The organism is Psychroserpens sp. NJDZ02 (assembly GCF_004843725.1).
Lineage (GTDB): Bacteria > Bacteroidota > Bacteroidia > Flavobacteriales > Flavobacteriaceae > Olleya.
This window is the reverse complement of the sequence record NZ_CP039451.1, coordinates 645,032-656,950: the sequence shown is the minus strand read 5'-3', so window position 1 is coordinate 656,950 and position 11,919 is coordinate 645,032. Positions and strand designations below refer to the sequence as shown.

Annotated in this window: 10 protein-coding genes; 2 read left to right on the top strand and 8 right to left on the bottom strand. The window is 31.2% G+C overall.

Annotated elements, in window-relative coordinates; translation table 11 throughout:
- Positions 1–107 precede the first annotated feature (107 nt).
- Positions 108–1,448, top strand: a complete 1,341-nt coding sequence (locus tag E9099_RS02915; protein WP_136582225.1) for an aspartyl protease family protein — start codon at positions 108–110, stop codon at positions 1,446–1,448.
- Between the two features lie 65 nt (positions 1,449–1,513).
- Here the strand turns inward: E9099_RS02915 and E9099_RS02910 are convergent, their stop codons facing one another.
- Entirely contained in the window at positions 1,514–1,939 is a 426-nt protein-coding gene (locus E9099_RS02910) for a DUF1573 domain-containing protein (RefSeq protein ID WP_136582224.1), read from the bottom strand.
- Positions 1,940–2,125: 186 nt separating this feature from the next.
- Here E9099_RS02910 and E9099_RS02905 point away from each other — a divergent pair, with 186 nt between their 5' ends.
- Positions 2,126–4,762 carry a valine--tRNA ligase gene (locus tag E9099_RS02905; RefSeq protein WP_136582223.1) on the top strand — a complete coding sequence of 879 codons (2,637 nt, stop codon included), beginning with the start codon at positions 2,126–2,128 and terminating at the stop codon, positions 4,760–4,762.
- Between the two features lie 541 nt (positions 4,763–5,303).
- On the opposite strand, the gene E9099_RS19125 is transcribed toward E9099_RS02905, so the two are convergent.
- The 7 genes from E9099_RS19125 to E9099_RS02880 all read right to left on the bottom strand — a co-directional run bounded on the left by E9099_RS19125 (position 5,304) and on the right by E9099_RS02880 (position 11,868).
- The gene (locus E9099_RS19125) at positions 5,304–5,480 is read right to left on the bottom strand and encodes a hypothetical protein (RefSeq protein ID WP_168800707.1); all 177 of its coding nucleotides are present in this window, start codon (positions 5,478–5,480) and stop codon (positions 5,304–5,306) included.
- An 85-nt stretch (positions 5,481–5,565) separates the two neighbouring features.
- Entirely contained in the window at positions 5,566–6,855 is a 1,290-nt protein-coding gene (locus E9099_RS02900; protein ID WP_136582222.1) for an HlyD family secretion protein, read from the bottom strand.
- A 63-nt stretch (positions 6,856–6,918) separates the two neighbouring features.
- Entirely contained in the window at positions 6,919–7,155 is a 237-nt protein-coding gene (locus E9099_RS02895) for a hypothetical protein (protein WP_136582221.1), read from the bottom strand.
- Between the two features lie 208 nt (positions 7,156–7,363).
- Positions 7,364–9,556, bottom strand: coding sequence for a peptidase domain-containing ABC transporter (locus E9099_RS02890; RefSeq protein ID WP_136582220.1), 2,193 nt, complete (start codon positions 9,554–9,556; stop codon positions 7,364–7,366).
- 90 nt (positions 9,557–9,646) lie between these two features.
- A complete protein-coding gene (locus E9099_RS02885; protein WP_136582219.1) occupies positions 9,647–9,886 on the bottom strand; it encodes a hypothetical protein in 240 nt (79 codons plus the stop codon).
- A 73-nt stretch (positions 9,887–9,959) separates the two neighbouring features.
- Entirely contained in the window at positions 9,960–10,136 is a 177-nt protein-coding gene (locus tag E9099_RS19120; protein WP_168800706.1) for a hypothetical protein, read from the bottom strand.
- Positions 10,137–10,248: 112 nt separating this feature from the next.
- Positions 10,249–11,868: a vitamin K epoxide reductase family protein gene (locus tag E9099_RS02880; protein ID WP_136582218.1), complete on the bottom strand. Its 1,620-nt coding sequence runs from the start codon at positions 11,866–11,868 to the stop codon at positions 10,249–10,251.
- Between the last annotated feature and the right edge of the window lie 51 nt (positions 11,869–11,919).

Sequence of the window (11,919 nt, the reverse complement as noted above, 5' to 3'; positions counted from 1 at the left end):
AATTTGCGAAAATATTTGGGAATTTTCTTCAAAAAAAAATATTTAAAAAAAGGTTTTCATACAAAAGATTTGTAAATTTCACAGAAGCATAACTTTTATACTATTGGATGAATTATAATAAATTTATTTTACTACTGCTATTACTGTTTTCTATTGCTACTTTTTCACAAAGTCAATATCGTTTGAAGACGGGAGTGAAATCAGAAAAAGTTAGATTCGAGTTAGTTAATAACATAATCATTATTCCTGTTAAAGTCAATGGGATTGATTTAAAATTTCTTTTGGATACGGGGGTAAATAAGCCAATAGTTTTTAATTTTTATAAAGCCTTAGATTCTTTGAGAATTTTAAATTCAAAAAAAATTAAACTAAAAGGTTTAGGGGAGGGTGGTTTTGTTAATGCAGTAAGGTCTAGCCATAATATTTTTGAAATAGGTAATGCGGTTAATATGGATCAAGCTTTTTATACTATTTTTGATTCTAATTTAAATTTTGCTCCAAAATTAGGAGTACCAATTGATGGGATTATTGGGTATGATTTATTTAAAGATTTTGTTATAGAAATCGATTACGTAAATAAATATATCCGACTTTTTAATCCTTTGCATTATAAATACAGGAAATGTAAGAAGTGCGATATAATTAATTTAGACATTATTGGAAATAAGCCATATGTTGAGGCTAAAGTCGGTATGGACAGCCTTGCGGTGCCTGTTAAATTATTGATTGATTCTGGTAGTAGCGATGCTTTGTGGATGTTTGAAAATAAAAGCAAAGGGTTATTTATTAATGATAATTATTTTAAAGATTTTTTAGGAGCAGGTCTTAGTGGTGATGTTTATGGTAAGCGCACAAAAGTTAAAGATTTTAGTATTGGTAAATTTTCTTTTAATAACCCTAAAGTGGCCTATCCAGATTCTATTATCGTCAAAAATTTAAAGAAGAATAAAGATAGAGATGGATCATTGGGAGGCGAAATATTAAAGCGATTTAATTGTGTGTTTGATTATCCAAATTCAAGAATTCTACTTAGAACAAATAATTTATATAAACTTCCATTTAGCTATAATCGAAGTGGTCTTCAAGTAGAGAATGACGGTGTTAGATTAGTCATGGAATTAAGTACAGAAGAAGGAGGAGGAGCATTTATCGTGAATAAAAATAATAAATCAATAAATTTTCAAACTATTGTTAAGTCTAATTATAAATATCATAGTAAGCCATCCTTTTCAATTTCAGTTTTACGAGAGGGATCTCCTGCTGACCTGGCAGGTTTAAATGTGGGGGATGTCATAACATATGTCAATGGTAAAAGTACGCATAACATGAGTTTAAACCAGTTAGTGGGTTATTTTTATAAAAAACCAGGGACTAGATTAGAGTTGAAAGTTTTTCGGTTTGGGAAGGAAAGAATTTTTAGTTTTGAACTAAAGTCACCAATTAAGTAATTTTTTTTTTAAAAAAAAAGCCAAAACATTTAGTTTTGGCTTTTAAGTTATTAAAGGGGAATGGTTTAATTTTCCATTACACTTTTTTCTTTTTTCTCAAGGACACTAGTTTTAGAAGGATCAATAACTTCTCCTTTTATTTTAAGAGAAACAGTTGGTGTTGTTGCGTTAGATAAAACAGTAATTGTTTTTCTAATAGGCATCACTCTGTTAGTATCGTATTTAACTTCAATTTCTCCAGTTTGTCCAGGCATGATTGGTGCTTCTGGCTTTTTAGGGACAGTACAACCACAACTAGAGCTAACTTTAGATACAATTAATGGTGCATCTCCAGTGTTAGTAAATTCAAACGTTCTAATACCATCGGCACCTTTATTAATGGTTCCGTAGTCAATAGTCGTGTCTTTAAATTCTATTTTAGCCGTTTTTTCTTGAGCATTCATCGATAAGCTAACTAGTCCGATAAATAATATTGTAAATAATTTTTTCATTGTATTATGTTTTAATTTGGTTTGTAAATTTAATTACTTTTTATTCCTCATGCAAAATTATTAGATGTAATACATAGTTGTAAATGCTTATAACGTATTTAACTATACATTATTCATCGTTATAATTTCACGAAAACAGAAATATAAGTACTTTTGTAATATATATTTCAAAAACTATTCCAAAGTATGCAAATTCCATCAAAATATAATGCTATTGAAGCAGAAAATAAGTGGTACGACTACTGGATGAAAAACAATTATTTTCATTCAGAGCCGGACGATAGAGAACCTTATACCATTGTAATACCTCCGCCAAACGTAACAGGAGTCTTGCATATGGGGCACATGCTAAACAATACAATACAAGATGTTTTGATTCGTCGTGCACGTTTACAAGGTAAAAATGCCTGTTGGGTTCCTGGTACAGATCATGCATCTATTGCTACGGAAGCTAAGGTTGTTGCCAAATTAAAAGAACAAGGTATTGATAAAAATGACCTGACAAGAGAGGAGTTTTTAGCACACGCTTGGGAGTGGACAGAAGAATATGGAGGAGTAATCCTAGAACAACTTAAAAAATTAGGATGTTCTTGCGATTGGGACAGAACTAAATTTACAATGGACGATGACATGTCTGAGTCTGTAATTAAAGTTTTTGTAGATTTACATGACAAAGGCTTAATATATAGAGGGTATCGCATGGTAAACTGGGATCCTGAAGCAAAAACAACCTTGTCTGATGAGGAAGTAATCCATGAGGAGCGTCAAGGAAACTTGTACTATATCAATTATAAAATTGAAGGTAGTGTTGACACATTAACAATTGCAACAACACGTCCTGAAACTATTTTTGGGGATTCGGCTATCTGTATTAATCCAGAAGACGAACGTTTTGCACACTTACGTGGAAAGAAAGCCATTGTGCCAATTTCAAATCGCGTGATTCCTATAATCGAAGACGAATACGTTGATATCGAATTTGGAACAGGGTGTTTAAAAGTAACACCAGCACATGACGAAAACGATAAGAATCTTGGTGATAAACATAATTTAGAAGTTATTGATATCTTTCATGAAGATGCTAGTTTAAATAGTTTTGGATTACAATTTGAAGGTCAAGATCGTTTTGTGGCTAGAAAAAATGTGGCTAAAACATTAGAAGAAATGGGAGTTTTAGTGAAGACTGAAACACACTTAAATAAAGTAGGTACGTCAGAACGTACCAAAGCAGTTATTGAGCCAAGATTAAGTGATCAATGGTTCTTAAAAATGGAAGAATTGGCAAAACCAGCTATCGAAGCTGTTTTAGGTGAGGATTCTGAAATTAAATTATTTCCAAAGAAATTTGAAAATACATACCGTCATTGGATGGAGAATATTCGTGATTGGAATATCTCACGTCAATTACTTTGGGGGCAACAAATCCCAGCTTATTTTTATGGCGATGGAAAAGAAGATTTTGTAGTTGCAGAAACTATTGAATTAGCACTAGAAAAAGCTAAAGCAGTAACGGGTAAGTCAGAGTTAAAAGCGGAAGACTTAAAACAGGATACAGATGCTTTGGATACATGGTTTAGTTCTTGGTTATGGCCAATGTCAGTGTTTGATGGCATTAGAAATCCAGAAAATGAAGAAATTAAATATTACTATCCAACAAACGATTTAGTAACAGGTCCAGATATTTTATTCTTTTGGGTCGCGCGTATGATTGTTGCTGGTTACGAATATAAAGGAGAAAAACCATTTAACAATGTTTACCTAACAGGTTTAGTGCGTGATAAACAACGTCGTAAAATGAGTAAATCCTTAGGGAACTCGCCTGATGCTCTAAAGCTAATAGAACAATATAGTGCAGATGGTGTGCGTGTTGGAATGTTGTTTAGTAGTGCTGCAGGAAACGATTTAATGTTTGACGAAGCATTGTGTCAACAAGGAAAAGGCTTTGGAAACAAAATATGGAACGCCTTTAACTTGACTAATTTATGGGAGGTTAATGATACAATTGCGCAGCCGGACTCTAGTAAAATAGCTTTAGAATGGTATGAAGCCAAATTTAGTAAGGCTTTAGTAGAAATTGAAGACCACTTTAGTAAATACAGATTAAGCGATGCTTTAATGTCTATTTACAAATTGATTTATGATGATTTTTGTGGTTGGTTATTAGAGATAGTAAAACCAGCATACCAACAACCTATAGATGCGGTAACCTATAATAAGGTCATGTCTGCTTTTGAAGATAATTTAATAATATTACATCCATTTATGCCTTTCTTAACAGAGGATATCTGGCAGTATATTGCAGAACGTACACCTGAAGAAGCTTTAATAGTAGCAAAATGGCCAGAAATAAAGGTTGTAAATGAAACTATTATCTCTGAATTTGATTTTGCTTCTGAAGTTATTTCAGGAATTAGAACCATTAGAAAAGAGAAAAATATTGCTTTTAAAGAGGCGATTGGTTTTTCTGTAATAAATAATGAACATTCAAATACGGAGTTTGATGCTGTAATATCTAAATTAGGAAATCTAGAAGCGATTACCTATGTTGCAGAGCCTGTAGAAGGAGCGTTAACGTTTAGAGTAAAATCCAATGAATATTTTATACCAATGGATGGTGCAATAGATATAGAAGCTGAAATAGTAAAGCTAACGGAAGAATTAAGTTATACTGAAGGTTTTTTAAAGTCCGTGCAAAAGAAGTTGTCTAACGAGCGTTTTGTTGCAGGAGCACCAGAACAAGTAATCGCTAACGAACGTAAAAAAGAAGCTGATGCTTTAGCTAAGATCGAAACTTTAAAAGCTAGTTTATCTAGTTTGAAGTAATTAAAGTCACACTAAGTACAGTCTAAGTATTGTATAAATTTAAAAAGCCTTTCCAGTTTGGAAAGGCTTTTTTGGTTGTTGATCAATAGCGTTATTGATTAATTTTTCCCTTAATAAATAACTAACTACTTATAAGTCTCTGAAGTGTTGAATTTGTTACCCTTTTTAATGATTTTTTTTATTGAATGCTTATTTAATGGTTTTAGGGTGTAAATAACTTAAGAGATGGAGAGTTTTTGTTTGGTCTGAAGTGGTATGTTAGTTTTGTTCCTAGCTAAAAGAGGTTAGCAAAAAAAAAGAGCCATCAGATATTTTTTTTGTCTCTAAAAACAAATGAAGTTATTTCACACATGTATTATATTTCGGGGTGTGAATTTTGAGAAGTAAAAAGAGTAAATTATTTTGGTTATGATTAAAGTATAAAATTTAGTTTTCTTGTTTATAATAGTAACATTATATTTAAAAAGCCTTTCCAAATTAGGAAAGGCTTTTTCTCAAAAAGTAGAATTGTTAATAATTCTCTAAGAGGCTTGTTTTGGGCTTAACAGCTCACGCCTTCTTTCGGGTGAAACATGCATATTCCTCCTCTAATAATACAAGATGTTTCAAATGAAGGAGGGCAGGCAGGGTTGTAGTAGCAACAGAAAAATTGACCACCTGTAATCGTCTGTTGTTCGGCTTTAGTTAAAGCTTTTCCTAAATTTTTTAAATTTTTCATAATTATGTGGGTTTAAATTAAATTATTACAATGATCATTTAAAGACACTCAAAGTATATGTCTATTTCCTCGCGAGAGAATGCTTTTATTTAAATATATCTTTTACTTGATAAAAGAAACGTTCTGTTAATCTCAATTTTTCGGTTATTATCTCAGCAGAACCTCTCATTTCTTGTTTGAATTCTATAGGTTTTTTGTAGGAAGTAATTAAGTTGTTTGGAAGCTTGGCGCGTATTAAATAGTAGCCTTCTTGATCTGGAATAAGTGTGATGTGATTGACTTTGGCTTGTAAAGTTCCAAACTCCGCTTCTGGATAGTTTTCTAATTTTATATTTACGGTTTGACCAATTTTTAGTTTGCCGGAATTGATGGCAGGTGTTTTAAGTTTTGCTATAAACGTAGAGCTTTTACTGGGGATAATAGTAAATACTAAATCCCCTTGATTTACGGTTTGATGAGTGGACCAGTAATTAGAAAAAGATACTTTTCCGTTAATATTAGATTTTAAAACATAATTAGTTTCCCAATCTCTAATGGCTTTTTTAAGTTGTCTAAAAGATTGAATGACACTTTTTAAAAGGATCATTTCTTCTTTTGTTTTGTTTATTTCTGTGCCTTTAGAAGATTTATTGGCATTACCAATAGATTCTCTTAATTGAGATATTGAAGATTCAAAGCTTTTTAAGTTTTGCTCGGCTTGAAGAAATTCTATTTGCTTATTTTCATATTCTATACGCGCAATGGTTCCTTTTTCAAATAGGGTTTTATACCTCGTTAAGTCCTTTCTTTTTAGGGCTAATTGAGAACGATTTAAGGCTAGTTGTTCTTTGTTGCTTTTAAGTCTCCTGTGTAATTCGGAAATAGAAGTCTTATGCGCTAAAGCTTCATTTGAGAAAGGTTTCAAATCTTTATTTAGCGTATATTGAATGTAGTTGTTTTCAAATAACGCATATTGCGTGTCTATATCTCCTAAAAACAAAACAGGTAATTGGTCGACAGGAAAATTAAAAGATTTAGTGTTTACTTTAATAGTATCAACTATTGATTTTAGTTTATAAACATCTGCAAAATTCGAGTTGTTTTCTATAATGGCTAAAGGGGTGTTTTTTGCTATTAAGTCGTTATCTTTTATTAAAATGTGGTTTAACTTTCCTGTGCTTTGAGCTATTAATTTTTCGGGAGGTACTTGTGTTGTTAATAAAGCTTCTGTAGTGATAACATCGGGATATTTAATTAACCAGCTTAAACTGAAAAACAAAATGATTAAACCTAAAAACAAGAGATTACCATAACGTATCATCCAGTGGGGGACGTAGGATAATATATCTTGTACTTGCTCGCTTCTTAATTTTATTTCTTCTAGTTTTTTTGACATAATATTTTTTTTAAGGAAGTTGTTGATGTGACAACAACTTCCTTTGAATTTTAAAGAACGTTATTAGCTTCCACAGTTTCCATCTGAAATATAATAAACATTTGGTATTTCACATCTATTGCATTCTTCATTCCAATTCCTTCCACTTGCCAAACACTCGCAGTATGCTGATAATGGATGAGGATTGCTGGTTGTTGGGTCAGTCGTGCAGCCATTTCCTGAATATGAAAGGCGTCCACCGTTAATTGTTTTCTGTTCAGCTTTAGTTAAAGTTTTTCCTAATTTTTTTAAATTTTTCATAATTAATGATAATTCTAAATTTAGTTTAAAGTGATCATTTAGAGATAGTCACAATTTCTATCTATTTCTCGCGAGAGAATTTATTTTGTCATTGAGAGTATAACGAAGCAATCTTTTTAATTAAAGAGATATCTTCTCGTTTCATTCCTTGTTAGGACATTATTTTTTGTTTACAGTTTGAGAGGTTTCGACTGTGCTCAATCCGATATTAATTACCTAGTTCTAATTGGTTTTTCACTAGGTTGTAATAGTTTCCTTTTTTTGCTACTAATGTTTTGTGGTTGCCTATTTCTACTATTTTTCCGTGTTCTAAGACTACTATTTGGTGTGCGTTTTTAACGGTGCTTAATCTGTGTGCAATAACAACTACTGTTTTGTCTTCAAAAAAGGTATCAAGATTTTCCATGATTACTTTTTCGTTATTAGCATCTAAAGCAGAGGTTGCTTCGTCAAAAAATAGATAATCGGGGTTTTTATATACAGCTCTAGCAATAAATAAGCGCTGTTTTTGTCCAGTACTTAACCCTGTGCCTTCTGCTCCAATTTTTGTATTGTAAGCTAGTGGAAGTGATTCTATGTGGTCTCTAATATTAGCGACATCTATTGCATGTGCTAATCTTTTTTTATCTACGATGTCTTCTCCAATAGCGATGTTGTTTGCTATGGTGTCATTAAAAATGTAACCTTCTTGCATGACTACGCCGTAATGGTCTCGCCATGATTTTTGAGACACATGTTGTAAAGAAGATTTATCTAATAGTATATCACCTGTATTGGGTTTGTAATAGCCTAAAAGTAATTTCATTAATGTTGTTTTTCCACTTCCACTTGTACCTACGATGGCAGTTGTTTTTTTTGCAGGAATAGTTAAGTTTAATTCTTTTAAAACATTTATGTCAGATCCTGTATATTTAAAGGATAGATTTTCGATTATAATTGCGCCGCTTTTTGGAAGGTCTTTAATTTTATTTTGAGGATCAATTTCTTCATTTTCCATATTATGAATTTCACCTAAACGGTCTAAAGAAATTTTGGCGTCTTGTAGCTCTCGTACAAAATTGATAAGTTGTTGTACAGGGCTATTTAGTTGGCCAACGATGTAAGAAATGGCTAGCATCATACCTAAAGTAATATCTCCGTCAATGACTAATTTTGCGGATAAAATGGTGATGAAAATATTTTTTAATTCATTTATAAAAGAGGAGCCAACACTCTGTGTTTGTTCTAATGTTAAACTTTTTATGGATACTTTAAACAGTTTGGCTTGTGTGTGCTCCCAAGCCCAGCGTTTTTGTTTTTCGGCATTATGTAGCTTGATGTCTTGCATACCATTAATAAGCTCGATTACCGTACTTTGTTCTTGGCTCATTGCAGAAAAGCGTTTGTAATCTAATGTAGCGCGCTTTTTTAGAAATATTTTGATCCAAAGAAAATACAAAATACTACCAACTAAGAAGATGGTGAATATTTGTAAGCTATAATAGGCTAACACGAAACTGAATACTATAAAATTAACCATAGAAAACAATACGTTTAATGATGAGGTTGTTAAGATTTGCTCAATACGTTTATGGTCATTAATACGCTGTAATAGATCTCCTGTCATTTTTACATCAAAATACGAAATAGGTAGTAACATTAATTTGATAAAGAAATCTGAGATTAAGGAGATGTTTATTCTTGTGCTGACATGCAGTAGTATCCAACTTCTAATGATTTCTATAGCTGTTCTTCCAATAAATAAAGCGATTTGTGCAAATAATATAAGATAGATAAAGTTAAGGTCGTTATTTTTAATACCAACATCTACAATGCTTTGTGTTAAAAATGGAACAACTAATTGCAATAAACTGGCTGCAAGTAATCCAATGCAGAGTTGGATAATAAAACTTTTATATTTTATTAAGTATTTTGAGAGATAAGTAAAGTTGAATTTTTGTGCTTCATCTTCATCAAATTCGTTATTGTAAAATTTAGGGGTTGGGTCTAATAGTAATGCAATACCATCTTGTGTGTTTTCTGTAGCGTTATTGCCAATCCAGAATTTTAGAAATTCTTCTTTACTATAAGTTATTAAACCATGTCCTGGATCAGAAATGTAATACGTATCTTTTTTTATCCTATAAAGTACTACGTAGTGTTCTTTATTCCAGTGTAATATACAGGGTAAAGGCGCTTTTTTTAATTCTTCTAAAGTTAGTTTGACTCCCAGTGATCTAAAACCAATAGCTTCTGAAGCGTCACTTAAATTAAGCAGTGTGCTACCTTCTCTAGTGGTTTCGCTGATGTCTCTAATTTGATTGATAGACAACGTTTTGCCATAATGTTTTGCAATAATCTTTAGGCACGTTGGTCCGCAGTCTTTGGATTCTGCTTGCTTATATGTTGGAAATTTTTTCAATGAATAGTGTTTGATGAATAATAGGCAATAACAGAAAAGTTATTGCCTATTTTTAATTGTCATATAGACTTATTTTAAAGCTTTAACGGATTAGCATTTACATTGATTTTTTAACCAAGAGCATCCGTGATTTAAGCAATCTGCTTTTAACCAGTGTTCTGGAGCTGATAAACTATTAGTTTGAGCTCCTGATAATGTTGTTATTGCTCCAATTCCAACGGTAGGTAATGTGTGAGAAGTGTCTCCAAAACTTCCTCCACTACCACTACCAGTAATTTTTTTTTGTTCTACTTTACTTAAAGTTGTTCCTAAGTTTTTTAAATTTTTCATAATTAAAATATTTATAAATTATATTTGCTGCTAACATTTTAAGACACTTGCAGTTTGTGTCTATTTTGTTGTATTAATCAGCACAGCAAATACAATGTCCTTGAAGTGGATGTGGGTGATATCCTATTTTGCAACTGGTTTCATTGTTAAAATAGCCTCCATTACAAATGACAGGAACTGTTTTACCTCCATTAACTTCTTTTTGCTCATCTCTAGATAAAACTTTACCTAAGGTTTTTAAATTTTTCATAATTAAAATATTTATAAATTATATTTGCTGTGAACATTAAAGACACTCACAGTTTGTGTCTATTCTTCGCGAGAGAAATAGTGTTTAAACAGTAAATCCTAGTTATTAGGGTTTACTGTTTTATATCGTGTGTTCTAAATGATTGTGATTTTTTTATTTCAAGTTCATTTAGCTCTTCAATAAAGTAAGTTAAATCTTGTTTTTCATAAGTTTTTGGGTACGATTTACCGTTAATTAAAACTTCTGGTGTAAAGTTGATATTGTTTTCTAAACACCAGTTGTGTTCTGTTTCTAAGATTTCTTTATAGATGTCTATATTATCGGATTTGTTCCAAGTAGATAGCCATGACTTAGCATCTGTATTATTATAAATATCGTGCATTGCTTTTAATGATTCTGTTTCTCCTTCATTATGGAATAATTCTAATAACCTACTAGAAACTAAGACATCGTGGTTATTTGGATTACTTGTGTTTATATTAAATCGAATAACAATATTTATATCATTTTGATTTGTCTTTAAAAGAGATTCAACTAGAGTGTGAACATTTTTACAATGTCCGCAAAAAGGATTGGTTATAATGGTAATGTTTAAAAGCGCATTTTTATTACCAAAAATTATTTCAGGAGTATTAGAAAGTGTTGTGTCGACGGTTTTAGATTGCAGTAAGAGTGTATTAAATAGATTGAAGTCTCTCTTAAATTTATTAGACTCTATTTTAAATTTTTTAAAGTCTTGTTCTTTTTTCATTTTAGGATTAATAAATAACCAGATAGCGGCGGTAGTCGTAAAAGAACAGGCTATTAATAGTGTAGATTCAAAATTTAATAAAGGTGAATTATAGTTGGTGAAAAAGAAAGTTAATGCTTGCAATATTAAAACGGATACAATACCTAAACATAATAGGCACCAATTTTTAGATATTTTTATCTGGTAGTAAATGGAGTATATAACTACTGGGGTTGATATTAAGCTTATTATATATAATGTGTTTAAAGCTGTGTTTGTTATGTTTAACAATAATGAAGCAATACTAATAGATGTAAAATAGATTAGACTGACGTCGCTTAATTTTATATTTTTATAAAGTGTTGCGCCTTTAGAGTTTAAAACGGCGTTACAATTTGTTGTTTTACTTTCTTGAGAGCAAATGCTATCTATTATTTTGGAACTTACTCCTAAATCATGCTGTATGATTAACAAGCTTATTCCGACACCTATTAGAGATAAAATAAAATAAATGGATGCGCTTAGATTGGGACTATAAATAAAAAATAATAGGGTAAGTAGTACTAGTGAAAAAGCAAACAAGGGCTTTTGGAGTTGTGTTGAGTTTGTTTGTACTGTGGTTTTTGAGTCATCTTTTTCAATCGCAACGATAATACCTGTAAATTGTTTTAAAAATGTTGTTTCAGAGTAGGTTTTATTTTCCTTGCTACTAAATATTGTTTTGTAGTTTTTTCCTTTTTTTATAACTAAAACAAAATCAGTTGTGTCATTGCTTTTAATTTGAGCAATAAAGCTAGTTGGTAGTTGTTCTAAAGTGTCTTTGTTTATTGGTACTCTTATTGCAATATTATCTATGTCAAAATGGCTTAATACTCCGGTTATAGCGTGTAAACTCGGGTAGGAAGGATGGCTTTGTATTTGAAAGTCTAATTCTTCACTATCAATTTTGATTTTATTTTTTTGAAGTAATGATTGTACTAAAAAGGATAAAGTATCTTTCAAATTAATTAAGATTTTGTTAGTTTCTTAATTGTTCCTGAAGTATCAGATATG